This is a genomic window from Rahnella aceris, from assembly GCF_011684115.1.
Lineage (GTDB): Bacteria > Pseudomonadota > Gammaproteobacteria > Enterobacterales > Enterobacteriaceae > Rahnella > Rahnella aceris.
On record NZ_JAADJV010000002.1, the window covers coordinates 581,491 to 607,733 of the forward strand.

At 53.4% G+C, this 26,243-nt stretch carries 24 protein-coding genes; 17 read left to right on the plus strand and 7 right to left on the minus strand.

Going from position 1 to position 26,243, the window contains the following annotated elements:
• Window positions 1-5: 5 nt before the first annotated feature.
• The 14 genes from accC to GW591_RS15085 all read left to right on the plus strand — a co-directional run bounded on the left by accC (window position 6) and on the right by GW591_RS15085 (window position 13,477).
• On the plus strand, window positions 6-1,355 hold the full coding sequence (gene accC, locus GW591_RS15020; protein WP_013577297.1) for an acetyl-CoA carboxylase biotin carboxylase subunit: 1,350 nt from the start codon (window positions 6-8) through the stop codon (window positions 1,353-1,355).
• An 85-nt stretch (window positions 1,356-1,440) separates the two neighbouring features.
• Window positions 1,441-1,683, plus strand: a complete 243-nt coding sequence (locus GW591_RS15025; protein ID WP_015690529.1) for a YhdT family protein — start codon at window positions 1,441-1,443, stop codon at window positions 1,681-1,683.
• Complete coding sequence (gene panF / locus GW591_RS15030) at window positions 1,673-3,118, plus strand: sodium/pantothenate symporter (protein ID WP_015690530.1); 1,446 nt, start codon at window positions 1,673-1,675, stop codon at window positions 3,116-3,118. Before GW591_RS15025 ends, panF begins: the two co-directional genes overlap by 11 nt.
• Before the next feature lie 43 nt (window positions 3,119-3,161).
• Window positions 3,162-4,046: a 50S ribosomal protein L11 methyltransferase gene (gene prmA / locus GW591_RS15035; RefSeq protein ID WP_015690531.1), complete on the plus strand. Its 885-nt coding sequence runs from the start codon at window positions 3,162-3,164 to the stop codon at window positions 4,044-4,046.
• 149 nt (window positions 4,047-4,195) lie between these two features.
• Window positions 4,196-4,948, plus strand: coding sequence for a carbonic anhydrase (locus GW591_RS15040; protein WP_225444940.1), 753 nt, complete (start codon window positions 4,196-4,198; stop codon window positions 4,946-4,948).
• Between the two features lie 389 nt (window positions 4,949-5,337).
• The gene (gene dusB, locus GW591_RS15045; protein WP_013577302.1) at window positions 5,338-6,303 is read left to right on the plus strand and encodes a tRNA dihydrouridine synthase DusB; all 966 of its coding nucleotides are present in this window, start codon (window positions 5,338-5,340) and stop codon (window positions 6,301-6,303) included.
• Window positions 6,304-6,324: 21 nt separating this feature from the next.
• Window positions 6,325-6,621, plus strand: coding sequence for a DNA-binding transcriptional regulator Fis (gene fis / locus GW591_RS15050; RefSeq protein WP_004097144.1), 297 nt, complete (start codon window positions 6,325-6,327; stop codon window positions 6,619-6,621).
• Between the two features lie 197 nt (window positions 6,622-6,818).
• Window positions 6,819-7,250, plus strand: coding sequence for a DoxX family protein (locus GW591_RS15055; RefSeq protein WP_370447499.1), 432 nt, complete (start codon window positions 6,819-6,821; stop codon window positions 7,248-7,250).
• Between the two features lie 420 nt (window positions 7,251-7,670).
• Window positions 7,671-8,591, plus strand: coding sequence for a kdo(2)-lipid IV(A) palmitoleoyltransferase (gene lpxP, locus GW591_RS15060; RefSeq protein ID WP_013577304.1), 921 nt, complete (start codon window positions 7,671-7,673; stop codon window positions 8,589-8,591).
• An 86-nt stretch (window positions 8,592-8,677) separates the two neighbouring features.
• Complete coding sequence (locus tag GW591_RS15065) at window positions 8,678-8,863, plus strand: hypothetical protein (protein ID WP_112151061.1); 186 nt, start codon at window positions 8,678-8,680, stop codon at window positions 8,861-8,863.
• Between the two features lie 417 nt (window positions 8,864-9,280).
• Window positions 9,281-10,306 carry an amino acid ABC transporter substrate-binding protein gene (locus GW591_RS15070; RefSeq protein ID WP_013577306.1) on the plus strand — a complete coding sequence of 342 codons (1,026 nt, stop codon included), beginning with the start codon at window positions 9,281-9,283 and terminating at the stop codon, window positions 10,304-10,306.
• Between the two features lie 103 nt (window positions 10,307-10,409).
• Window positions 10,410-11,588, plus strand: a complete 1,179-nt coding sequence (locus tag GW591_RS15075) for an amino acid ABC transporter permease (RefSeq protein WP_013577307.1) — start codon at window positions 10,410-10,412, stop codon at window positions 11,586-11,588.
• A gap of 9 nt (window positions 11,589-11,597) precedes the next feature.
• On the plus strand, window positions 11,598-12,707 hold the full coding sequence (locus GW591_RS15080) for an amino acid ABC transporter permease (RefSeq protein ID WP_041673173.1): 1,110 nt from the start codon (window positions 11,598-11,600) through the stop codon (window positions 12,705-12,707).
• A gap of 8 nt (window positions 12,708-12,715) precedes the next feature.
• On the plus strand, window positions 12,716-13,477 hold the full coding sequence (locus GW591_RS15085) for an amino acid ABC transporter ATP-binding protein (protein WP_013577309.1): 762 nt from the start codon (window positions 12,716-12,718) through the stop codon (window positions 13,475-13,477).
• A gap of 392 nt (window positions 13,478-13,869) precedes the next feature.
• Here the strand turns inward: GW591_RS15085 and GW591_RS15090 are convergent, their stop codons facing one another.
• Both GW591_RS15090 and GW591_RS15095 read right to left on the minus strand, forming a co-directional pair.
• Window positions 13,870-14,559: an LrgB family protein gene (locus GW591_RS15090; RefSeq protein ID WP_166860902.1), complete on the minus strand. Its 690-nt coding sequence runs from the start codon at window positions 14,557-14,559 to the stop codon at window positions 13,870-13,872.
• Window positions 14,552-14,974 (minus strand): CidA/LrgA family protein, encoded by a 423-nt coding sequence (locus GW591_RS15095; protein ID WP_112151063.1) that lies wholly within the window; start codon window positions 14,972-14,974, stop codon window positions 14,552-14,554. The genes GW591_RS15090 and GW591_RS15095 overlap by 8 nt, the downstream gene beginning before the upstream one ends.
• A 144-nt stretch (window positions 14,975-15,118) precedes the next feature.
• On the opposite strand from GW591_RS15095, the gene GW591_RS15100 reads away from it, so the two are divergent.
• Window positions 15,119-15,997 carry a LysR family transcriptional regulator gene (locus GW591_RS15100; protein ID WP_166860906.1) on the plus strand — a complete coding sequence of 293 codons (879 nt, stop codon included), beginning with the start codon at window positions 15,119-15,121 and terminating at the stop codon, window positions 15,995-15,997.
• 58 nt (window positions 15,998-16,055) lie between these two features.
• On the opposite strand, the gene GW591_RS15105 is transcribed toward GW591_RS15100, so the two are convergent.
• The 3 genes from GW591_RS15105 to GW591_RS15115 form a co-directional block, all read right to left on the minus strand.
• Window positions 16,056-17,705: a Na+/H+ antiporter gene (locus GW591_RS15105; protein WP_013577313.1), complete on the minus strand. Its 1,650-nt coding sequence runs from the start codon at window positions 17,703-17,705 to the stop codon at window positions 16,056-16,058.
• 269 nt (window positions 17,706-17,974) lie between these two features.
• Entirely contained in the window at window positions 17,975-19,342 is a 1,368-nt protein-coding gene (locus tag GW591_RS15110) for an NCS2 family permease (RefSeq protein ID WP_013577314.1), read from the minus strand.
• A gap of 409 nt (window positions 19,343-19,751) precedes the next feature.
• A complete protein-coding gene (locus tag GW591_RS15115; RefSeq protein ID WP_037034997.1) occupies window positions 19,752-20,420 on the minus strand; it encodes a glutathione S-transferase family protein in 669 nt (222 codons plus the stop codon).
• A gap of 268 nt (window positions 20,421-20,688) precedes the next feature.
• On the opposite strand from GW591_RS15115, the gene GW591_RS15120 reads away from it, so the two are divergent.
• Window positions 20,689-22,782, plus strand: a complete 2,094-nt coding sequence (locus GW591_RS15120; protein WP_015690534.1) for a putative bifunctional diguanylate cyclase/phosphodiesterase — start codon at window positions 20,689-20,691, stop codon at window positions 22,780-22,782.
• 10 nt (window positions 22,783-22,792) lie between these two features.
• Here GW591_RS15120 and GW591_RS15125 read toward each other — a convergent pair whose 3' ends face one another.
• Window positions 22,793-24,355, minus strand: coding sequence for a methyl-accepting chemotaxis protein (locus GW591_RS15125; RefSeq protein WP_112151064.1), 1,563 nt, complete (start codon window positions 24,353-24,355; stop codon window positions 22,793-22,795).
• 235 nt (window positions 24,356-24,590) lie between these two features.
• A complete protein-coding gene (locus GW591_RS15130) occupies window positions 24,591-25,394 on the minus strand; it encodes an inositol monophosphatase family protein (RefSeq protein WP_013577318.1) in 804 nt (267 codons plus the stop codon).
• A gap of 157 nt (window positions 25,395-25,551) precedes the next feature.
• On the opposite strand from GW591_RS15130, the gene GW591_RS15135 reads away from it, so the two are divergent.
• Window positions 25,552-26,184 carry a LysE family translocator gene (locus tag GW591_RS15135; protein ID WP_013577319.1) on the plus strand — a complete coding sequence of 211 codons (633 nt, stop codon included), beginning with the start codon at window positions 25,552-25,554 and terminating at the stop codon, window positions 26,182-26,184.
• Window positions 26,185-26,243 lie beyond the last annotated feature (59 nt).

The window sequence follows — 26,243 nt, forward strand, 5'->3', positions numbered from 1 at the left end:
GTACCATGGTAGATAAAATTGTTATCGCGAACCGCGGCGAGATTGCTCTGCGTATTTTGCGTGCCTGTAAAGAAATGGGCATCAAAACCGTTGCTGTGCACTCTACCGCTGACCGTGACCTGAAACACGTGCTGCTGGCAGACGAAACCGTCTGTATCGGTCCTGCACCTTCAGTAAAAAGCTATCTGAACATCCCTGCCATCATCGCTGCGGCGGAAATCACTGGTGCGGTGGCTATCCACCCGGGCTACGGTTTCCTGTCCGAGAATGCCGATTTTGCAGAGCAGGTTGAGCGTTCTGGTTTTATCTTCATCGGCCCGAAAGCTGAAACTATCCGCCTGATGGGTGACAAAGTTTCTGCGATCCAGGCGATGAAAGCGGCTGGCGTACCTTGTGTACCTGGCTCTGACGGCCCGCTGGGCGATGACATGGATCAAAACCGTGCCTTCGCAAAACGTATCGGCTATCCGGTCATCATCAAAGCTTCTGGCGGCGGCGGCGGTCGTGGTATGCGTGTTGTACGCGGCGACAAAGACCTCGAACAGTCCATCAACATGACCCGTGCGGAAGCTAAAGCAGCTTTCAACAACGACATGGTTTACATGGAAAAATACCTGGAAAATCCACGTCACGTGGAAATTCAGGTACTGGCTGATGGTCAGGGCAACGCCGTTTATCTGGCTGAACGTGACTGCTCCATGCAGCGTCGTCACCAGAAAGTCGTTGAAGAAGCGCCAGCACCGGGCATCACGGAAGATCTTCGTCGTTTCATCGGCGAACGTTGTGCCAAAGCCTGTGTGGATATTGGCTACCGTGGCGCAGGTACTTTCGAGTTCCTGTATGAAAACGGCGAGTTTTTCTTCATCGAAATGAACACCCGTATCCAGGTTGAGCATCCGGTTACCGAGATGATCACCGGTGTGGATTTGATCAAAGAGCAGCTGCGCATTGCGTCCGGCCAGCCACTGTCGATCAAACAAAGCGAAGTGAAAGTCAAAGGCCATGCGGTGGAATGCCGCATTAACGCGGAAGACCCGAACACCTTCCTGCCAAGCCCAGGCAAAATCACCCGTTTCCACGCACCTGGCGGCTTCGGTGTTCGTTGGGAATCGCACATTTACGCAGGCTACACAGTGCCTCCGTACTACGATTCCATGATCGGTAAACTGATCACTTACGGTGAAACCCGTGAAGTGGCCATTGCCCGCATGAAAAATGCGCTGGCAGAACTGATCATCGACGGCATCAAAACCAACATTGAACTGCAAATGCGCATTATGGACGACGAGAATTTCCAGCATGGTGGCACTAACATCCACTATCTTGAGAAAAAACTCGGTTTGCAGGAAAAATAAAAAAGACCGTACCGTTGCGTACTCTCTTATCAAGGCCGGATATTCCGGCCTTTTTTACGTTTTGAGGGGAGACAAGTAAATGGCGTTGGACAAACGTTTCTTACAAGCCAACCGTGAAGCCCGATGGGCTTTTGGGCTGACGATTGCTTATCTGCTGGCATGGAGTTTTGCCGCCTATATTCCTGACGATAAACAGGGCATCACCGGCCTGCCGCACTGGTTCGAAATGGCCTGTCTGCTGGTACCGCTGATATTCGTTCTTTTAAGCTGGCTGATGGTTCGCGTGATTTACCGCGATATTCCGCTGGAGGACAGTCATGCAGACTGAAGTCTTATTGCCACTGATTGCCTATTTGCTGCTGGTTTTCGGGTTGTCTGTTTATGCATATACCCGCCGCGAGCAGGGCAACTTCCTGACTGAATATTTCCTCGGCAACCGCTCCATGGGCGGCTTCGTGCTGGCCATGACCCTGACCGCCACCTACATCAGTGCCAGTTCCTTTATCGGCGGCCCCGGTGCCGCCTACAAATTTGGCCTTGGCTGGGTATTGCTGGCAATGATTCAGTTGCCTGCCGTCTGGCTTTCACTCGGCGTACTGGGTAAAAAATTCGCCATTCTGGCGCGCCGCTATAATGCGGTCACGCTGAACGACATGCTGTTTGCCCGCTACCAGAGCCGTCTGCTGGTCTGGCTGGCAAGCCTGAGTCTGCTGGTGGCATTTCTGGGCGCGATGACCGTTCAGTTCATCGGTGGTGCACGCCTGCTGGAAACAGCAGCCGGTATTCCTTACGACACCGGACTGCTGATTTTCGGCATCAGCATCGCGCTGTATACCGCGTTTGGCGGCTTTCGTGCCAGCGTGCTCAATGACGCCATGCAGGGACTGGTGATGCTGCTCGGCACCATTTTACTCCTGATCGCTGTCATTCACGCGGCGGGTGGCCTGCACAGTGCGGTGGATAAGCTCCAGCAAATCGACCCGAAACTGGTATCCGTGCATGGCGGGGATGACGTCCTTTCACTGCCGTTTATGGCTTCTTTCTGGGTTTTGGTGTGCTTTGGCGTGATTGGCCTGCCGCATACCGCCGTGCGCTGTATTTCCTACAAAGACAGCAAAGCGGTACACCGTGGCATTGTGCTCGGCACTATCGTGGTCGCCATTTTGATGCTTGGTATGCATCTGGCGGGTGCGCTGGGGCGTGCCATTTTACCTGATCTGAAAATTCCCGATCAGGTGATCCCGACGCTGATGATCACCGTGCTGCCGCCCTACGCCGCCGGGATTTTCCTCGCGGCACCGATGGCCGCCATTATGTCGACCATCAACGCGCAGCTTTTGCAATCATCTGCGACTATCGTTAAAGACTTGTACCTCGGTATTAAACCGGAACAACTGGCTAACGAGCGCAAGTTAAAACGCTTCTCAAGCTGGGCCACCTTTATACTGGGATTACTGGTCTTACTGGCCGCATGGCGTCCGCCGGAAATGATTATCTGGCTGAACCTGCTGGCGTTTGGCGGGCTGGAAGCGGTGTTCCTGTGGCCGCTGGTGCTCGGTTTGTACTGGGAGCGGGCGAACGCCACGGGCGCACTGAGCTCAATGATTGTTGGCGCGGTTTGTTATACCCTGCTCGCCAGTATTGACCTGCATATTGCCGGTCTGCATCCGATTGTGCCGTCGCTGTTGCTGAGCCTGCTGGCGTTTTATACCGGCAATAAGTTTGGTAAACAGCCACGCGAAAACGTACTCAAGCCGTCCTGATCGGGCGGCACTGATTTTACAGATTGTTAAGAAGAGAATGGCTATGCCTTGGATCCAACTGAAAATTAATACCACCGGTAACGACGCGGAAACGCTGAGCGACGCGCTTATCGAAAGTGGCGCCGTGTCCGTAACGTTCCAGGACACCCACGATAATCCGGTCTTCGAACCGCTGCCGGGCGAAACCCTGTTGTGGGGTGATACCGACGCCATCGGCCTGTACGATGCGGAAACCGACATGGACGAAGTGATCGCCATGCTGGAAAACGAACCTCTGCTGGGCAAAGGTTTCGTGCACAAAATCGAACAACTGGAAGACAAAGACTGGGAACGCGAATGGATGGATAACTTCCACCCGATGCGTTTTGGCGAACGTCTGTGGATTTGCCCGAGCTGGCGCGATGTGCCGGATCCGAATGCCGTGAACGTGATGCTGGATCCGGGACTGGCGTTTGGTACCGGCACCCACCCGACCACCGCGATGTGTCTGCAATGGCTCGACAGTCTGGATCTGACCGATAAAACCGTGATCGACTTCGGTTGCGGTTCCGGCATTCTGGCGATCGCCGCGCTGAAGCTGGGTGCAAAACACGTGGTTGGGATCGACATCGATCCGCAGGCGATTCAGGCCAGCCGCGATAACGCCGAACGTAACGGCGTATCAGAGCGTCTGTCGCTTTATCTGCCGAAAGACCAGCCTGATAACCTGTCAGCCGACGTGGTGGTCGCCAATATTCTCGCAGGCCCTCTGCGCGAACTGGCGCCACTGATCAGCGTGCTGCCGGTAGCAGGTGGCCATCTGGGGCTTTCCGGCGTACTGGCCAGCCAGGCGCAAAGCGTAGCGGATGCCTATAAAGACCAATTCGAACTGGATCCGGTGGCCGAGAAAGAAGAATGGTGCCGTATAACCGGTGTTAAAAAAGCCTGATGTCAGCCTCCCGCTTTTTCTGTTTGTTTGTGCAGAAAGAGCGGGTTTCCCCCCAAAATCCTTTTCCGGCCTTTTCCCGTATTTCTCCTGCCGCCTAAACCCCTTACACTTCGCAAGGTTTATTACTCAGCAAATGAAAGGGATAACTCTTGAAAGGAACAATATTGTCTGCCGCGCTGGCTGCACTTACGCTGTCAGTTTCTGCACAACCCGCCTTCGCAAACGAAGCGCCACATTGGTCATATGATGGCGACGCCGCCCCGCAAAACTGGTCAAAACTCAGCCCTGACTTCCATCTGTGCGAGCAGGGCAAAGCACAGTCGCCTATCGATATCAAAGAGGCGTTAGAGGTGCACCCTCGCCCGCTTAAACTCAGCTATCAGTTACCGCCGGTGAATGTCATTAATAACGGCCACAGCGTGCAGGTGAATGTTCAGCAGGGTGATTTTGCCACGCTGGACGGGGATAAATTCGTCCTCCAGCAATTCCACTTCCACTCTCCGAGCGAAAATACCCTCAACGGTAAATCTTTCCCGATGGAGGCGCATTTTGTTCATATGGATGCTGACGGTGAAATTGCGGTGATTGCCGTAATGTTTGAAACCGGCAAAGCTAATGCCGAGCTGGAAAAAATCTGGCAACAGATGCCGGAAAAAGCGGGCGAATCTGTCACGCTGAAAGAGAAAGTCAGTCTTGATGGCCTGCTGCCCACCGATCTGACGCATTATCGTTTCAGCGGATCGCTGACTACGCCACCTTGTACAGAAGGCGTTCGCTGGCTGGTCGTTAAACAACCTCAGACGCTGTCTGAGGCGCAGTTGAAGAAATTCCAGCATGCGATGCATCATGCGAACAATCGCCCGGTACAAGGACTGCATGGCCGCGTGGTAGTGGCAGAGTAATTCCGTACTGCAGATTAAGGTGCAGAATCTGTTTCTGCATCTCTTTGTCTTGTTTGTTCACCTTTCTGAAAATGAGTCACTTTTTAACCAAAAGACGATCTGCATCACAGAATTTTGTGGTTGTTGCTGCTTAAAACGTCAGATCTCCCCTTAGAATCAACTGTTATAACCGGATGATTCAGAGAGTTATTAGGAATTTGCCCAAGCGCACAATTTGACCGAAGTCACATAACTCAATGTAAAACCACGATAAAAAAACAAATCGTCATGAACTTCAGCGCTGACAAGACATTTTCTTATCAAATTGCTCAAAGTTTGGCCTTTCATATCGCAGCGAAAATGCGTAATATACGCGCCCTTGCGGACATCAGTATGGTCATTCCTAGTTCATGCGCATCGGACACCACCAGCTTACAAATTGCCTGATTGCGGCCCCGATGGCCGGTATCACTGACCGACCATTTCGTGCCTTATGTCATGCGATGGGGGCTGGAATGGCAGTATCTGAAATGCTCTCCTCCAATCCGGAGGTGTGGCGGACGGATAAGTCACGTTTGCGCATGGTACATAACGATGAACCGGGGATCCGCGCCGTGCAAATTGCCGGTTGCGACCCCGAAGATATGGCGGCTGCTGCACGAATTAACGTGGAAAGCGGTGCGCAAATCATTGATATCAATATGGGCTGCCCGGCCAAGAAAGTGAACCGCAAACTGGCAGGTTCTGCATTGTTGCAGTATCCGGATTTGGTGAAACAAATCCTGACTGCCGTTGTTAAGGCGGTAGATGTGCCAGTCACGTTGAAAATTCGTACTGGTTGGGCACCGGAACACCGTAACTGTGTACAAATTGCCCAATTGGCTGAAGACTGTGGAATTCAGGCCCTGACTATTCATGGCCGAACCCGTGCCTGTCTCTTCAATGGAGAAGCAGAGTACGACAGTATTCGGACAGTTAAGCAGAGTGTTTCCATTCCGATTATCGCGAATGGCGACATAACTGACCCGCATAAAGCCAGAGCGGTGCTCGACTACACCGGAGCTGATGCTCTGATGATAGGACGTGCCGCTCAGGGGAGACCCTGGATCTTCCGGGAAATCCAGCATTATCTGGACACAGGGGAGCTGTTACCTCCACCTCCTATGGGTGAGGTTCAGCGCTTGTTAATAGGGCACGTACGGGAATTGCACGACTTTTACGGTCAAGGCAAGGGATTCCGTATCGCCCGTAAGCATGTTTCCTGGTATCTCCAGGAGCATGCCCCAAATGACCAGTTTCGGCGCTCCTTCAACGCCATAGAGGATGCCAGCGAACAGCTGGAGGCGTTGGAAGCATATTTCGAAAATCTTGCGTAACAAAAAAGAGCTGACAGAACTATGTTCGAACAACGCGTGAATTCTGACGTACTGACCGTTTCTACCGTTAATTCTCAGGATCAGGTAACCCAAAAACCCCTGCGTGACTCGGTAAAACAAGCACTTAAGGGCTATTTTGCTCAATTGAATGGTCAGGACGTGAATGACCTGTATGAGTTGGTATTGGCTGAAGTTGAACAGCCACTGTTAGACATGGTGATGCAGTATACCCGTGGCAACCAGACTCGTGCGGCCCTGATGATGGGTATCAACCGCGGTACGCTGCGTAAGAAATTGAAAAAATACGGCATGAACTGATACTAATCAGTCGATGTCTTAAAAAGGCGCTTTTCCGCAAGGGGAGCGCCTTTTTGTTTTCTGCTTTGCCCGTAGACCTTTACCCCAAAATCTGCGCAAAACCTAACCCAGATCAACCCAAATGAGAATAATTATCTCCTGCATTCAGCGATTAAGCACTACCTTAGACGGACAATAAAACGTCTCCGGGAGTCACTCTGATGAAGCAACTTTATCTTCGTTTTACCGCAGCACTGAACAAACCTGATCTGGCGATTTTGCTGTTACGGATCACCTATGGACTGCTGATTTTTCACGGCTGGCATAAGCTGCATGACGGTCTGGGCGGTATTCAGGGCATGCTGGCAGGCTATGGTATTCCGGCATTTGTCGCCTACGGCGTGATCATAGGCGAAGTGATCGCCCCGATTATGATGATGCTGGGGATTTTCACCCGACTCGCCGCGCTGTCTGCCGCAGCGACAATGATTGTTGCGTGGATGATGGTCGGTATCCATCACACCTTTGCACTCACCCCGGTCGGTGCCTGGGCGATTGAAGATATCGTCTATTACTTCATGGCCGCCGTCGTGATCGCGCTGTATGGCAGTGGACGGTACTCTGTGATGAGCAACCCGCTGTATCGCTGATATTCCCTTTCAGCATGTTTCGCCAGCGGAGCATGCTGAAATATCATGTGGTGGATATCGCGACGTCTGAATGCTAATGCCTTCTTTCCGTAGTGTTTTCATTTTATTGTCTAAACCCACACGTAAATAAACAGTAAAGAGTGCGTTTATCGGACAATTACCCTCTGCGGTTAGATCACACGACATGTTATACTCACGGCAAGAGTCGAATTCGCCCCGCTCAACGCCTACGGACAGCCCTTCAGCTTCGCGATCCCGCCTTTTAATTGTGTCTTGATAAAGTAAAAGTGAGTCAATATATGTGCTTTCGGAAACGTTTACACCCGCATGTTGTCCCACTCTTTAACAGACAATTCGTATCGCGACTGAGCTAACCCCTGACGCGTTACCCCGGTTTTTTATGCAGATGATTGGGCTTTTATGAATTCTCCTCGCTTTCGCGCATCATTTTTACATCCACGTTACTGGCTGACCTGGTTTGGCCTTGGCGTACTGTTCCTGCTGGTTCAGCTTCCTTATCCGGTGTTAAACCGTCTCGGCATCTGGCTGGGCCGGACGTCCATGCGTTTCCTGAAACGTCGTGTGTCGATAACGCGCCGTAACCTGCAATTGTGCTTCCCGGATCTCCCCGCTGATCAGGTCGAAGCGCGCATCATCAGCAACTTTGAATCCCTTGGCATGGGCCTGCTGGAAACCGGCATGGCCTGGTTCTGGTCGGATGCCCGTGTTAAACGCTGGTTTGACGTCAGCGGCCTGCACAACCTGAAAAAGGCGCAGGAAAACAAACAGGGCGTGCTGGTGATTGGCGTGCATTTTATGTCGCTGGAATTAGGCGGCCGCGCGATGGGCTTATGTCAGCCGATGATGGCGATGTATCGCCCGCACAATAATAAAGCGATGGAATTTGTGCAGACCTGGGGGCGTATGCGGTCTAACAAGGCGATGCTCGATCGCAAAGATTTACGCGGTATGGTTCACGCGCTTAAAAAAGGCGAAGCTGTCTGGTTTGCGCCGGATCAGGATTACGGCCCGCGTGGCAGCGTATTTGCGCCACTGTTTGCTGTCGATCAGGCCGCAACTACCAGCGGAACCTTTATGCTGGCGCGTCTGGCAAAACCTGCGCTGGTGACCGTTGTGCTGGTACGTAAAGCAGGCGGTACGGGTTATGAACTGGTTATCCAGCCCCAGTTGCAGGATTACCCGATCGACGATGAAATGGCGGCAGCAGCCTACATGAATCGCGTGATCGAAAAAGAAATTATGCGTGCGCCGGATCAGTATCTCTGGCTGCATCGCCGCTTTAAAACCCGCCCGGCGGGTGCGCCTTCGCTTTATCGATAAGCGCCAGAGGCCATAAAACAGTAGCCCGATGCCACCGCGTCGGGCTTTTTTCATTCATTGCATCCAATAAGAGATCTGTAATCTTTATGGCTAAAAAACCCGACGCGACACCTTCTATCTTTGACCATCTCAAAGAGGATGACAGCTTTGACCTTTGGGGGCGCTCAGGCCTCAGTTCTGCGCTCAACAAAGCCAAACCTAAAACGCCGGACAATGACCAGATTGCGGCGGCGCGTAAACTGATCAAAGGCAGTAAAGATCAGGCCAAATAAGTCACTCTATTTTCTCCGCTGCACTGATAATGTCCCCTGTTTTAAATCCCGTCATGCCAACATCTCTCTCAGAACGCCTGGTCTGAGAGATTTACTCATCGTTTTGCCTCATTTTTTTTCCAAATATGAATGCACATTTCACTTCGCTGCAAACAGCGCGATCTGCACTCCAATATTGAAATATTCCGCACTCATTTAACGCAGCCACATTGACCGCGCACTGAAACGGGGCAATAAATTTTATACGCCTCGTCAATGTTACTGTGCAATTCCTCTACATGACTTGATTGATGGGGCGTTTTTCATGTTGGCACTCCCTTTGCAAAGACAGGTGCAGAGGGCGTTGCCCCATAAACAGACAGGGTGCTCCGGCACTTACACAATAATAATTTTCAGTTTTGTCTCACAGGACGCTTTATGAAAAAAATATTGCTCTCAACACTGATTGCCGCAGCAAGCTTCGTGACACTGGCTGGTCAGGCTCATGCAGGTACCACTCTGGATGCCGTTAAAAAGAAAGGATTTGTTCAATGCGGTATCAGCGACGGCCTGCCAGGCTTCTCTTACGCTGACTCCAAAGGCAAATTCACCGGTATCGACGTTGACGTCTGCCGTGCGGTGGCTGCTGCCGTGTTTGGTGATGCTGAGAAAGTGAAATATACCCCGCTGACTGCCAAAGAGCGTTTCACCGCGCTGCAGTCTGGCGAAGTGGACATCCTGTCACGTAACACGACCTGGACCTCTTCCCGCGATGCGGGCATGGGCATGATTTTCGCTGGCGTAAACTACTACGACGGTATCGGCTTCCTGACTCACCAGAAAGCGGGCCTGAAAAGCGCGAAAGAACTCGATGGCGCAACGGTCTGTCTGCAGGCCGGTACGGATACCGAGCTGAACGTGGCTGACTACTTCAAAGCCAACAAAATGACTTACACCCCGGTCACCTTCGACCGCTCGGACGAAAGTGCGAAAGCGCTGGACTCAGGTCGTTGTGACACCCTGGCCTCTGACCAGTCTCAGTTGTACGCACTGCGTATCAAACTCGGCAAACCAGACGAATTCATCGTTCTGCCGGAAGTGATTTCTAAAGAACCTCTGGGTCCGGTAGTTCGTCGTGGTGACGAAGACTGGCTGGCGATCGTCCGCTGGTCACTGTTCGCGATGCTGAACGCTGAAGAAATGGGCGTAACCTCTCAGAACGTGGATAAGCTGGCGGCTAACCCGACGACACCTGATATGAGCAACCTGCTGGGCAAAACCGGGACTTACGGTGCTGACCTGAAAGTGCCTAATGACTGGGTAGTAAAAATCGTTAAACAGGTCGGCAACTACGGCGAAAGCTTTGAACGCAACGTCGGTCAGGGCAGCGAGCTGAAAATCAAACGTGGCCAGAACGCATTGTGGAATAAAGGCGGGATCCAATACGCTCCTCCAGTTCGCTAAATATCCTTTCTTCATGAAGTTGAAAAGTGTTTAAGGATGTTGATGCACCGGTCGTTCCCCGGTGCATCACTTCCCGGTGAAAGATTGCTAAAGGCCATTCACTATGTCGCAACGCCCAACCGAAAAAGGTTCGTTATCGCTGACCAACCCAGCCGTACGAGCCTGGATTTATCAAATTTTCGCGGTGGTGTTGCTGGTAGCCTGTTTGGGTTACCTGCTCCACAACACCATTACCAATCTGACTACACGAGGGATCACCTCGGGATTTGCGTTTCTTGAAAAAGGTGCCGGTTTCGGCATTGTTCAGCATCTTATTGATTACCAGGAAGGTGACACCTACGCCCGCGTATTTGTTATCGGTCTGCTGAATACGCTGCTGGTTTCCGCGCTGTGTATCGTTTTTGCCTCGATTCTCGGGTTCATTATCGGCTTAGGACGCCTTTCCGATAACTGGCTGATTCGCAAAGTCTCGACGGTATATATCGAGACGTTCCGTAACATTCCCCCGCTGCTGCAAATCTTCTTCTGGTATTTCGCCGTACTGCGTAACCTGCCGGGACCGCGTCAGAGTCTGAATGCTTTTGACCTGGCTTTCGTCAGTAACCGTGGCCTGTATCTGCCCTCACCGGAACTGGCACCGGGCAGTCTGGCGGGCTTTATCGCCGTGCTGCTGGCGATTTTTGGCATCATCGCGCTGCAACGCTACAACCATTTCCGCCAGATCCACACCGGCCGGATCTGGCATATCTGGCCGTGGGCGATTGTGATGCTGGTTGTCTTTCCGGCGCTGGCGCACCTGATTTTCGGGCCTGCGCTGCACTGGGACGTGCCTGCGCTACGCGGGTTCAACTTCCGTGGCGGCATGGTGCTGATCCCGGAACTGGCGGCGTTAACGCTGGCATTATCGGTCTATACCTCAACGTTTATCGCCGAAGTGATCCGATCCGGCATTCAGTCTGTCTCACACGGTCAGCATGAAGCCGCCCGTTCGTTAGGATTGCCGAATCCTGTCACGTTGCGTCAGGTGATTTTGCCGCAGGCCATGCGGGTGATCATTCCACCGCTGACCAGCCAGTATCTCAATATCGTGAAAAACTCCTCTCTGGCGGCTGCAATTGGCTATCCGGATATGGTGTCGCTGTTCGCCGGTACCGTGCTCAATCAGACCGGTCAGGCAATTGAAACCATTGCTATTACGATGTCGGTGTACCTGATCATCAGCCTGGCAATTTCCTTCCTGATGAACATTTACAACCGGCGTATCGCGCTGGTCGAGCGTTAAGGGAATCCCATGACAATGACAACACTTCCTCCGGGAGTCAGAGCCGTGAAACCCGGAACGCCACTCGGAACGGCCGTGCTCTGGGCGCGTAAAAATTTGTTCTCCAGTTGGTTTAACAGCCTGCTGACGCTGTTCTGTTTATGGCTGATGTGGCTGCTGATCCCTCCGCTGTTGAACTGGGTTATTTTCCAGGCCAACTGGGTTGGCACGGCACGCACTGACTGCACCAAAGCTGGCGCGTGCTGGGTGTTTATCCACGCACGTTTCGGCCAGTTCATGTACGGGCTGTATCCGTTCGATCAACGCTGGCGCATCAACGTCACACTGATCGTCGGTCTGCTGACCCTTGCACCGATCTTCTTTAAAGCCATGCCACGCCGCGGACGTTATATCGCCTGCTGGATGGTGCTCTTCCCGATTTTCACCTGGATCATGCTGTACGGCGGTTTCCTGGGGTTGAGTCGCGTCGAAACCCGTCAGTGGGGTGGCCTGACACTGACGCTGATCATTGCCGCTGTCGGCATTGCCGGTGCGTTACCGCTGGGCATTATGCTGGCGCTGGCACGGCGTTCAAGCCTGCCTGTCGTGCGTATTCTGTCGGTGATTTTCATCGAGTTCTGGCGCGGCGTGCCGCTTATCACCGTGCTATTCATGTCCTCGGTGATGCTGCCGCTGTTTATGACCGAAGGGACGAGTATCGACAAACTGGTGCGTGCGCTGGTAGGTGTGGTGCTGTTCCAGTCGGCGTATGTCGCGGAAGTGGTGCGCGGCGGGTTACAGGCGCTGCCGAAAGGCCAGACGGAGGCCGCCGAATCACTGGCGCTCGGCTACTGGAAAACGCAAGGCTTAGTCATTCTGCCGCAGGCACTGAAAATGGTGATACCGGGTCTGGTCAACACTATTATCGCGCTGTTTAAGGACACCAGTCTGGTGATCATCATCGGCCTGTTTGATTTGTTCAGCAGCGTCCAGCAAGCCACCGTCGACCCTGAATGGCTGGGCATGTCAACCGAAGGCTACGTCTTCGCCGCCGCCGTCTACTGGATTTTCTGTTTTAGCATGTCGCGTTATAGCCAGCACTTGGAAAGACGCTTTCACACCGGACGTTCCGCACACTGAGGTAAACCATGAGCGACCATCAAGTCACTGAAAACCAAAATATGATGATCACGCTGGAAAACGTGAATAAGTGGTACGGACAGTTCCACGTATTGAAAGACATCAACCTGAGCGTGAAACCGCGTGAACGTATCGTGTTGTGCGGCCCTTCCGGCTCGGGGAAATCAACGACCATCCGTTGCATTAACCATCTGGAAGAGCACCAGCAAGGGCGCATCGTGGTGGACGGAACCGAACTGAACGACGACTTGCGCAATATCGAACGCGTGCGCACCGAAGTCGGTATGGTGTTCCAGCATTTCAACCTGTTCCCGCATCTGACCGTCTTGCAAAACTGCACCCTGGCACCCTGCTGGGTGCGTAAGATGCCAAAGAAAGAAGCCGAAGAACTGGCGATGCATTACCTGAAACGTGTCCGTATCGCCGAGCATGCGCATAAATTCCCCGGCCAGCTTTCCGGCGGTCAGCAACAGCGTGTGGCGATCGCCCGCTCGCTGTGTATGAAGCCCAAAATTATGCTGTTTGATGAACCGACTTCTGCGCTCGATCCGGAAATGGTGAAAGAGGTGCTGGACACCATGATCACGCTGGCGGAAGAAGGCATGACCATGTTGTGTGTAACGCATGAAATGGGCTTTGCAAGAACGGTCGCCGACCGGGTGATCTTTATGGATCGCGGGGAGATCGTGGAACAGGCCCCGCCGCTGGAGTTCTTTGCCAATCCGAAGTCAGCGAGGACGCGGGAGTTCTTGTCACAGGTGATTCACTGAGCTGAGGCCGCAGCTTGACCGGCATCTGAACGGAACGGTGAAAATTTCGGTTTCTCATTAGCGGTGATCACTTATCGCGCTGCGCCGAAACCGCCCAAAAGGGGATGGTGAGGTTGTGAAGTTAACGTTGAGGCCGGTTCTAAAATACCGCCGGAGGAGAGGTGGAAAACCGCGCGTCTTTTTGCGCGGGTTGTAACCCGAACGGAGGGCACCGCGCAGCGGCGGAATTTTGCGGCTATCGCTGCGGCACCTGAAACATAGCCAGCGAGCGAAGCGTGCAGTAAAAGAGCCCGGGATTCTTAAGGGCGGCGGCGATAAGCCGCCCTTAAGGCCAGTTTGGGTGGCAACCCAAGGTCTTGACCCTAATGTTTCAGATCTTTTTCAAAAGATCATCACCACATCAGCACCCCGATCACCGGCGCAATCACCACAGTGACAACCCCTGCCAGCATCATCACCAGACTCGATACCACGCCTTCTTCCGCACCCAGTTCATAAGCTCTCGCCGTACCCGCTCCGTGCGACGCCGCACCGAAACCGGCACCTTTTGCGAGGCCGCTTTTTACCGCCAGACGCAGAAACAGCATATCCCCGACCGCCATGCCGAATACGCCGGTAATCACCACAAACAACGCGACCAGATCAGGCTGGCCACCCATTTGTTTCGCGGCTGCCAGCGCAAACGGCGTAGTGATAGAGCGTACCGCCAGACTACGCTGGATTTCTTCGGGCAGGGTCAGCATGCGCGCCAGCCAGACGGAACTGCCGACGGCAACGACTATCGCCGTCAGCACGCCCGCACTCAGCGACATCCAGTGACGGCGGATCACCGCCATATTCTCGTAAACCGGCACCGCAAACGCGATGGTTGACGGCCCGAGCAGCCATAACAACCAGTGCGTCTCACCGAGGTAATCCTGATACGACGTGTGCGTCACCACCAGCAAAATCACCAGTACAATCGGCGTGAACACCAGTGGCATCAGCAGCAGTGTGCGCTTCTGGCGGTACAGTTTTTTGTTGCCGTAATACAACCCGAGGGTGACCACAAAACACAACATGCTGATCAGTAAATCAGTCACGGCTCGCCTTCCTTGCCGCCAGACGCTGCTCCAGACGATACACTTTATCGACAACCACGGCGGTCGCCCCGAGCGTCAGCATCGTGCTGATCCCAATCACCAGAAAGATTTTCCAGCCTTCGATCATCAGCAACTGGGCGTAATTCACCACAGCCACCACGGCTGGTACGAAGAACAGCAGCATTTCCGCCAGCAACCAGCGGGAACCGGCTTTCACCCATTTCACAGGCAAAATACGCAACATAATCAGCAGTAAAAGCATCAGCATCCCGACAATATTGGCGGGTAACGGCAGATGTAACGCAGTGACCAGACGATCAGCGATAACGAATAACACCGCGTACAACACCACCTGAACAGGGATCTGACAACGGATCAGCAGGGACGGCGCTTTAGTGCGCAACGCCAACAACATGGGGACGACCTCGAAAGAGGGAAAAGTGTGAAAATGAAGTATACGCTGGCAGGAAACCGGTAAAGAAATGAATTAAAATCATAAAAATGATTCCAGTTTGGAATACTTTGTAACTCGCCGATCTGACCGGGGAAACATCAGCCCATGGACGTCCGTACCTTACGCTATTTTGTCGAAGTGGTTCGCCAGCAGAGCTTTACCCGCGCGGCGGAAAAGTTGTTCGTCACCCAGCCAACGATCAGCAAAATGCTGCGTCATCTGGAAGAAGAACTGGAATGCACGCTGATTGTCCGCGAAGGACGGCGTTTACACCTGACCGACAGCGGTCAGGCGTTGTATCAGCGTGGCCTGAATATCCTTGAGGAATTCCGCCAGCTTGAAGCGGAACTGGAAGACATTAACTCGCTGAAATCCGGTCATCTGCGGCTGGGTATTCCGCCGATGGTCGGGACGCAAATCGCGCCACTTATCGGCAGCTTCCGCCAGCAATATCCCGGCATTGAACTGATTATTTCCGAGTTTGGCGGGCTGACCGTGCAACAGGCTGTGATTTCCGGCGAGCTGGATCTGGCGCTGACTGCCCTGCCCGCTGACGCCGTGCCTTCTATCGCCTCACTGCTGCTGTTCAGTCATCCGCTGTGCGTTGTGGTGCCGCGCACGCCGCACTGGCTGAACCGCACGCGCATCGGGTTCAGTGATCTGGCTGAAGAAAGCATCCTGATTTATAACGAAGATTTTGCCCTGTACCGCCAGCTGATGGATGCCTTTACCTCACACGGCTTTACGCCAAAAATTGCGGCGCGCAGCGGGCAGTGGGATTTCCTGGCGGCGATGGTACAAACCGGTATGGGTGTGGCAATTTTGCCGGAACCTGTCTGTCAGCGGCTGGATAAGAATGCGCTGATGTGGCTGCCACTGGATCCGCTGATGCCGTGGCAGCTCGGGCTGATCTGGCATCAGGGCAGCTATCTCTCGCACAGTGCACAGGCGTGGATCACGTTGTGCCGCGACTACTGGAAATAGCCAATAAAAAACCGCGTGAACCTGGCAGCGCACGCGGTTTTTTCATTTCTGACAGAAACTACACTTCTTTTTCGACAAGCAGCGCTTCAAGTAAATCGAGGTCATGCAGCAGTTTTTGCAGCGTCTCGTTACTGATTTTCTGCGTGGCACGCAGGTGATACAGCTCACCACGTTCAGCGCGCAGCGCAGTCAGACGGAAGCGACGCTCGAGATTTTCCAGCTTCAGCGCGGTTTCCATATCATCGCGGTTGGCCGTGCGTCGCCGTAACGTCCCGATAACCCGCGAACTGATTTCCTTCAGCGTCTGTTCATCAATATTTTCTTCGGTATCCGCCGCCAGACGCTCTTCCATCTTATGCAGGCTTTCAATCGCCACTTCCGCCGCGACCGATTTCGCCATGCGCTCTTCTTCGCGATAAGCGGTACCATCCGCCACTACCACGCCTTTGAGCAGGAACGGCAAGGCAATCACACCGGCAATCAGCGAGAACAGAATGACGCCGGTCGCCAGGAACACCAGCTGATAACGCGACGGAAACGCCGAACCATCGGCGAGGAATAACGGAATCGACAACACACCGGCCAGCGTAATGGCTCCGCGCACACCGGCAAAAGACGCCACCCACAGTTCACGCGTACTGTAGCTGCCAAACAGCAGCGGTTTCTTTTTCAGGAAACGGTTGCTGAAATTCTTCATCACCCACAGCCAGACGAAACGCAGGATCAGCAGCGCAAAGTAGATAATCCCGACATCGGCAAACAGGTGCCACGTCACGATAGACGGGTCGTGTGTCGCCTGATCAATTGAGTTCTCAAGGATGCCCGGCAATTGCAGGCCCAGCATGATGAACACCATGCCGTTGAACACGAACTCAAGCATCGCCCAGACGCTGTTCGCACGCAGACGCATCGCCAGCGGTGCATTACGAATAATGCCGGACTGGCTGATGGTCATCCCTGCAGCCACAGCGGCCAGAATGCCCGACACACCGATATGTTCGGCAATCAGATAAGACGCGAACGGCAACAGCAGCAGGAACACGATTTGTGTCGCCGGATCATCACCGCTCCAGCGGCTCATAATGCGCAGCGATTTACTGTACAACCACGTCACCGCCACACCGGCCATCAGACCGCCAATCGCGACTTTCAGGAACTCAACACTGGCACCACCGACGGTAAAGATCATCGTGCCCATCGCCACGGCGATAGCGAATTTCAGCGACACCAGACCGGACGCGTCATTCATCAGCGCTTCACCTTCCAGCACGCTCATGATCGACTTAGGAATACGGCCCTTACCGACAATGCCGCCCAGTGCCACGGCATCGGTCGGCGACAGCACCGCAGCCAGCGCGAACGCGGCCACCAGCGGAATATCCGGCACCATCATATAAATCAGATAACCGATACCGACGACGGTGAGCAGCACCAGCACCAGCGCCAGCCCGAGAATTTCGCGCCCGTGGTGGAGGAATTCACGGGTCGGGGTTTTCCAGCCATCGGCGAACAGCAACGGCGGGATAAAGAGGACGAGAAACAGTTCCGGATCGAAGTCCACGTGCAGGCCAAAATTGGGCCACGCCAGCAAAGCACCGACGGCAATCTGCATTAATGGAAGAGGAACCTGAAATGGCAACATTCTGGTGACGACACCGGAGAGCGACACCACCAGAATCAAAATCAGAATGGTAAAGAAGATTTCCATGCTTTCCTTAGACTCTTGTTTTTATGAATTTCAGCCAGACGCAGGTGAGTGAGTCCGGAGCGAACTAAGGAATAGTAGATCAAAAGGGGACGGGATTTAAATCAGTGCGTGCGGTTACATCAGAGATGGGTTTGCTCCTCCCCCTGCGAAGGGGGAGGACGGGAGGGGGTTTTAATGACAAAACTCATGCCAAAGCACACTTCAACCTACTGATTCGTCATTAATACCCCACCCCAACCCTCCCCTTCGCAGGGGAGGGAGCAAACAGATCAAATCGCCCATCCGCCCGCATAAAACACCACTAACGCTACGGCGATAATCACCGTGCCGATGTTCAGTTTTCGCCATTCGCCGGAGAAGATGCGTCCAATCACCAGTGCGCTGAAACCGAGCATAATACCGGTGACGATGTTACAGGTCAGAACGATAAATACTGCGCACAGTAACCCTGACATCGCATCCACGAAATCATTGAAATCCAGTTTGGTGACATTGCTGAGCATCAGCAAACCCACGTACATCAGCGCGGGTGCGGTGGCGTAAGCCGGTACCAGATAAGACAGCGGAGAGAGGAACAGCATCAGCAGGAACAGCACACCGACGACGGTAGCCGTCAGACCGGTTTTGCCGCCCGCCGCCGTACCGGCTGCCGATTCGATATAAACCGCTGCCGGAGATGCGCCAACCAGGGAGGCAAAAATACTGCTCACGGAGTCAGCCGTCAGGGCTTTACCGCCGCTGATGATCTGGCCGTTTTCATCCAGTAAGTTTGCCTGTCCGGCGACAGCGCGGATGGTGCCGGTGGCATCAAACACCGCTGTCATCACCAGTGCCAGCACGCTGGGCAATACCGCAGCTTTCAGTGCACCCAGAATATCGAGATCGAAAATCACCGATTTACCGTCAGCCCCCGCCAGAGAAGGCATGGCGAATAAACCCTGATATTTCACTGTTGGATCGAAGATCAGGCCGATAATGGAAATCGCGATAATCACCAGCAAGATGCCGCCCGGAACGCGCAGTTTCTCCAGGCCAAAAATCACCGCCAGACCAAGCAACGTCATCACGACCGGGAATGAGGTAAATGCGCCGAGTGCCACCGGTAAGCCGTCCAGCGGGTTTTTCACCACCAGACCGACGCCATTGGCGGCGATCAGTAACAGGAACAGGCCGATACCAATACCGGTACCGTGCGCAACGCCGGTTGGCAGATTGCGCAAAATCCACGAACGGATGCCGGTCACCGAGATAATAGTGAACAACACACCCATCAGAAATACCGCGCCGAGCGCCACCGGTACGCTGATGTGCTGGCCGAGAACCAGACTAAACGCGGTAAAAGCAGTCAGAGAAATGGCGCAACCAATCGCCAGCGGCAAATTCGCCCACAGCCCCATCAGCAGGGAGCCGAAACCGGCGACCAGACAGGTCGCGACAAACACTGCGGTTGGCGAGAAGCCCGCTTTGCCGAGCATCGAGGGCACGACAATCACCGAATAGACCATCGCCAGAAAGGTGGTTAAGCCAGCGATAACTTCCTGGCGGACGTTACTGCCACGCGCACTGATTTTGAAAAAAGCATCAAGCGGGCCTTTTGGCGCAACTGCGCGGCCAGCTTGAGGTTGTTGACTCGACATGGAAAATCCTCTGAATGTCTTTACTGATTAGCCGGCGTGGTCATTATGAAACCGTTTCTGCACGTTCACTTCCTTATTTGTCGCCTGAAATCGCCGAAAACGGCGTCAGAACGGCAAGGCAAACGTTTAACTCGCATCGCGTGTGGCAGGACAAAAAATTACGCAAACGATTATCCTGCCTTTAACCGCCGTACATCAACCGTGAATGACAACAATTTACCGTTGTCTGGTCAATAAAAACGCGGTTGTGGTGGAAATTTATCCGGTGGCAGAAAAAGAGACAAACAAGGAGGGGAAAGAAGGGAAATAAATAACAGGGTATTTATTGTGGTTTATCTTTTATAAGACGTTTATTACGTAAAACTCCGCCCGCAATGAACGCCTGAAAATATAAAAAATGGATAAGAAATTAACGCAAAATATTAAACGAACCGCCGTTTTCCAGCACTTTCTGATATGCCGGACGCGCTGTGACATTCGATAACCAGGCCTTCAGCAGAGGATATTTTCCCAGTCCGGCGCGGGCATTGATCGCCTCTATCGGGAAACTCATCTGAATATCTGCCGCGCTGAACTGTTGACCGGCGAAATAAGGATGTGTACTCAGATGCTGTTCCAGATAATCCATATGCGTATAAATCTGCTTATCCAGATAATTCTTCTGCACGCCCTGTCCTATGGCGCCGGCAATCGGACGGATGAGCCACGGCATCGGCGGTTTACCCAGACGGCTAAAAATCAGCTTCATCACCAGCAAAGGCATCAGAGAACCTTCAGCGTAGTGCATCCAGTAACGATACTGCTGATGCTCAGCAAACGCCGTGGGTTTCAGCGTGCCCGCCTCATCGTACACTTCCTGCAGGTATTCAATGATGGCGCCAGATTCCGCAAGGATCAGTCCGTTGTCTTCCAGCACCGGTGACTTGCCCAGAGGATGGACTTTTTTCAGCGATGGCGGCGCCAGCATGGTTCCTTTATCCCGCTGATAACATTTGATTTCGTAAGGGACGCCCAATTCTTCGAGCATCCATAAGATTCGCTGTGAACGGGAATTATCCAAATGATGCACAGTTAGCATAAAAGTCTTCTGTCCTTTTTCAATTAATTATTTGTTAACTATAGACAACACTTTCAAAGCGCGTATCAGATTCGCTTTATTAACCCTGACTTTCTTCAGGGTTAATTTATCAAAAATCTTTTTATTTGATTAAAATCACTTACGGATTAATCTTAATTATGCCAAAAAAATTATCGCAACTTCGTTCGCCTTTAATAAGGCTTAATGCCATTATCGCCGGATAACAAATTAACCCGTCGCTTTCGACTCTCTGTTGGTGGAGCCTCACATGTTTTCCAGTAATTACAACAATGTGCTTGTGATGTTTTCGTTCATTGTTGCAATGCTTGCCTCTTATACCGCGCTTGATATGGCAGGCCGGGTTGCCACCACAGAGGGAAAGGCTTCCCGACTTTGGTTAACAGGTGGCGCCATTGCAATGGGTATCGGCATCTGGTCGATGCATTTTATCGGCATGCTGGCCTTTAATGCTTCGATGCCAATGGGTTACGACCCTTTAATTACCCTGCTTTCTATGCTGATTGCCATCATTTCCTCAGCTTTTGCGCTGTGGCTGGTATGCCTTGAGGAGTTACCCACCGGGCGGTTACTTGCCGGTGCCTTGCTGATGGGCGGCGGTATTGCCGCGATGCATTACACGGGTATGGCGGCGATGCAGATGATGCCGCCCATTGTCTACGATTACCGTTGGGTCGCGTTATCTGTGGGAGTGGCGATTGTCGCCTCCGGCGCGGCGCTGTGGATGGCGTTCAATCTGCGTCATCAGTCACCCAATGTCCGTCTGCTGCGCATCAGCGCTGCGGTGGTAATGGGCGCTGCCATTGTCGGTATGCATTACATCGGCATGGCTGCGGCACAATTCCCGATGGACAGCCACAGTATGGCGGCGTTCAGCGGCGTAGACAATAACTGGCTGGCACTGCTGGTGATTGTGGTCACGCTGGCGATTCTGGCGATCACCCTGATCATTTCTATTCTTGATGGCCGGATGCAGGCACGCACCTCGATTCTGGCATCTTCGCTGGCACAGGCGAACCGCGAGCTGACCCAACTGGCGCTGCACGACAATCTGACCCATTTGCCAAATCGTCTGTTGCTGGAAGACCGCCTGAGTCAGGCGTTTCAGAAAGCGTCACGTGGCGAATCACAGTTTGCGGTGCTGTTTTTCGATCTCGACGGATTCAAAGCCGTTAACGATGCCTTCGGCCATCACATCGGCGATCAGCTGTTAATTTCAGTCACCGAACGCCTGCAATCGCAGCTGAGGGCGACAGATACGCTGGCGCGGCTCGGCGGCGATGAGTTTGTACTGCTGGTTGAGATCACCGAACCCACCGATGCCTCGCAACTGGCCGATAAACTGGTGCATCTGATTGCGCGTCCGTTTTACGTTTCCCGCTACGAACTGCTGGTCTCTGCCAGCGTGGGGATCGCGGTGTATCCGGGCGATGGCGAGAATGAACGCGAGCTGATGCTCAATGCTGACGCCGCGATGTATCACACCAAAAATTCCGGCCGTAACGGCCACAGTTTCTTCCAGCCGTCGATGAATGCCAACGCCCAGAACCAGTTGCAAATGCTCAATGATTTGCGTCTGGCGGTTGCACACCATGAGCTGCGTTTGCACTATCAGCCGAAATTTATTGCGCCTTACGGGCCGGTGAGTGGCTTCGAAGCGCTGCTGCGCTGGGAGCGCGACGGTAACCTCCTCAGCCCGGATGTGTTTTTGCCGCTGGCGGAAAAAACCGGACTGATTATCCCGATTGGCGAATGGGTGCTCAATGAAGCCTGTCGCCAGTTGCGGGAATGGCATCTGGCCGGCCATACACAATGGACAGTGGCGGTGAATCTTTCCACGCTGCAATTTGAGCAGGCGAATCTGGTCGAAATGGTGATTGAAACCATTGAACGCCATCAGATCCCGCCTGAAATGCTGACGCTGGAAGTGACAGAAACCACCGCGATGCGTAACCCGGATGCCAGCGTGGAAATTCTGGAGCGCCTGACACAGTACGGCGTAAAAGCCTCCATTGATGATTTCGGTACCGGCTATTCCAGCCTGCTCTATCTGAAACGTCTGCCGGCCAGTGAGCTGAAAATCGACGGTGCATTTATTAATGACCTGATTGCCGGTAGCGAAGACGCCAGTATCGTTTCTGCGATCATTGCCCTCGGCCAGACGCTGAACCTGAAAGTGGTGGCCGAAGGCGTTGAAACGATCCAACAGCAGGAATTTCTGACGCAACTGGGCTGCGACACCTTACAGGGTTATCTTCTGGGGCGTCCGATGACGCCACAACAGATTGCCCAACACCCCGATACGGACTGGGAGTCGCAGATAACCCTCACAGATAAAGCCTGACGCCCCCGGCTCAGGCTGTCGCCGTGCGGAAAAATCGCACGGCGTTGCGTAGCTCAACGCTTTGTTCCGTCAGGGATTGCGCCGCTGCCGCTGCCTGTTCCACCAGCGCGGCGTTCTGCTGCGTCACCCTGTCCATCTGGTCAACGGCAATCCCCACTTCGTGAATACCGGTGTGCTGCTCAGAACTTGCTGTCGAGATTTCTCTGACAATTTCAGCCACCTTATTCACCGAGCTGACAATCTCATTCATGGCTTTACTGGCGCGATCAGCCTGCAATGACCCTTCGGCAATTTTGCTGACGGTGCCCTGAATCAGATCTTTAATTTCTTTCGCCGCCTGCCCGCTTTTTTGCGCCAGCACCCGCACCTCACTCGCCACCACCGCAAACCCTTTACCCTGCGTACCGGCACGCGCCGCTTCCACAGCGGCGTTCAGCGCCAGCAGGTTGGTCTGGAAGGCAATGCCTTCAATCACGCTGATGATATTGATAATTTCATTCGAACTGCCGGAAACATCACGCATATGTGCCTGCATCCCCGTAACAATCACGCCGCCCTGAGACGCTGTTTTCGAGGTTTCCAGCGCCAGCTGGCTGGCCTGCCGGGCGTTCTCAGCGTTCTGGCTGACGGTCGCGGTCAGGTTTTGCATATTGGAACTGGTCTGCACCAGCGAGGCCGCCTGTTCTTCGGTGCGCTGTGATAAATCCACATTACCCTGTTCAATTTCACTGGCGGCATGATTGATGGATTCACTGCCTTCCATAATCTGATGAATAGTTTTATTCAGTTGCTGGTTCATGCCGTTCAGCGAAGCCAGCAAACTGCCGTCATCACCCGGTTTCAGCGTGATTTTTGCCGCCAGATTACCGGCGGCGATTTCACGCATAATAGAGGCGGCATAAGCCGGTTCACCGCCCAGTTGTTTCACCAGATGGTGCGCCAGCAGCAGTGCCATCGTCAGTGAAAGAATAAACGCCACGCCGACCAGCAGTAAAAACATCGCGCTGGCCGTGTGATAGCTGCTGCGCGCATCCGCTGCCGCCTTCTCACTGTTGGTCAGCTCGTTTTTGACCAGCGTTGCCAGATCCGCCATTAACTGTGTGCGATATTTCCGTGAGTTATCGCCACTGATTTTCGTGGCCTGCGCAATGTCGTTGCGTTCAACCGCCGCAATCACATCATTATTCGCCAGCGAAAACTGCTCAAAATTAGCGACGATTTGCTTAAACAGATCTGACTGACTGCCGCCGCTGTCCAGCTTCAGATACGCATTTTCCGCGTCTTTAAAGGTGGCAACCGCCTGAAGGATTTCGACCCGGTGGCCGTCGCGCGGCGCCCCCTCTGGCGAGGCGATATATTGCACCTGTTGCAGGCGTAATTCCGCCAGCGTGCCGCGCATCACCAGCGGATACTGCACGCCGGGAAGCCGGTAGGCACGGTAGTTTTCAATCTGCTGATTACTGCTGTTGAGCAGCCAGGCCGACATCGCCGCCAGAATCAACAGCAGGCTCAGGACGAGTGCGAATGCACCCAGCAAACGGGCAAGTATGGAAAGGTTGGTGATCTTTTTCATCTGGGCACATCGGAAAGTCAGTGACAGGAAACACTCATAACGGCCGGAATGAAGGGAACTTTAGGGAAAATGAAACTATATTTCATTTTGTTAAGCGCTGTCTTTCGTAATGTAATTTTAGGGTTACCGGACGAATTTTTCATGTTACCGGCCCGCCTTAAAAACATGATCTGCCACGCGTTGCAAAGATTTGCTCTCTCATAAAGAGAGAGCACTCAGCGCGACTCACTTTGGCTCACTTCGGTTCAAAAGCGGGCCATAACGGAGTGACTGCCGACAACAGATTCGCCGTACCGGCCGCCACCGACATGTGTCGGAAATTGTCGCTGCCGTCCGCTGTCTTCGCAAATTTCACCACCGTTTCCAGCCCGGCTTCCTGACACAACACCGTGCCGCCAGCGATATCCCACAGCGTGGTGCGCCGTTGCAGATGGCCGTCGATAATGCCTTTTGCCGCAAACACCATGCCGACCGTGGTACAGCGATAACAATGTACTGACCAGTCAGCCGCGCGGATCCCCTGATAAAAGGCCGAGGCTTCGTCCAGCTTGTCGTCCGCACTGTCGCCCAGCGACACAATCTGTACATCTTCAAAACGATCATCGCGACGGAAGGGTTTGTCGTTGAGGAAAATCCCCTTTCCGGATTCTGCTGCAAACAGGTCGTTTAAAACCGGCAGTGCCACAATGCCGATCACCGGCTGTTTATTTTCCACCAGCCCGAGCGACACGCCCCACAGCGGCGAACCGCGCAGGAAATTCGAGGTGCCGTCGATAGGATCAATCACCCAGCACGGCGCGTCGGTCAGAATGCCGCCCATCTCTTCGCCGATCACCGCATCCTGCGGAAAATGCTCTGCCAGCCGGGTGCGGATAAACTGCTCAACCGCCAGATCGGCTTCTGAAACGAAATCCTGCGTACGCTTACTGCTGATTTCGATAGCGTCCCGGCGGTGAAAAAAGTCCAGCGCCAGTCTGGCGGCCTGCGCCGCAATCTGACTGGCAACCGCCAGACGCGGGGACATCATAGTGTTGGTCATGATAAATCCTGAGTTTTCAGTCGGAAGGAACAAAAGCTGTCTTCATAGAATGCATCGGAATCGATGAATAAAAAATGACAACCTGCCACTTGCTAAAATAGCGTAAAACACTCTATATCTGTGTGCTTCAACTTTCTGAATTTTGCCGGAGATTTCCATGCCCGATGCCGCCCATTGGTTGCCCTTTCTGCTGATTTGTCTCGGGCTGGTATTAACGCCCGGCCCGAACATGATTTACCTGATTTCACGCTCACTCTGTCAGGGGCCGAAAGCCGGACTGATTTCCCTCGGCGGCGTAGTGCTGGGCTTCCTGTTTTACATGTTGTTTGCTGCGCTCGGCATTACCGCGCTGCTGATGGCGGTGCCCTTCGCTTATGACGCCCTGCGCATCGGCGGCGCTGCGTATTTGCTGTATATGGCGTGGCAGGCGGTGAAACCCGGCGGACGCTCGCCGTTTCAGGTCAGGGATTTACCCCGCGACAGCAATAAAAAACTGTTCACCATGGGGCTGGTCACTAATCTGCTGAACCCGAAAGCGGCGGTGTTATATCTGACGCTGTTACCGCAGTTTATCGTGCCTGAACAAGGGCATGTGCTGACGCAGTCGCTGATTCTGGGCAGCTCGCAAATTCTGATCAGTGCGACGGTCAACGCGCTCATTGCCCTTTCAGCCGGTTACATTGCCGTCTTCCTGGCCGGACGACCATTGTGGATGGTCATCCAGCGCTGGTTTATGGGTGCAGTGCTGGGCGGGCTGGCTATGCGTATGTTGCTCGACGGGCGTAAATAACCGGCCATTTGTCACGCGTCATATTCAGTTCCGCATCAACGCTATATAATCCTTTGCAT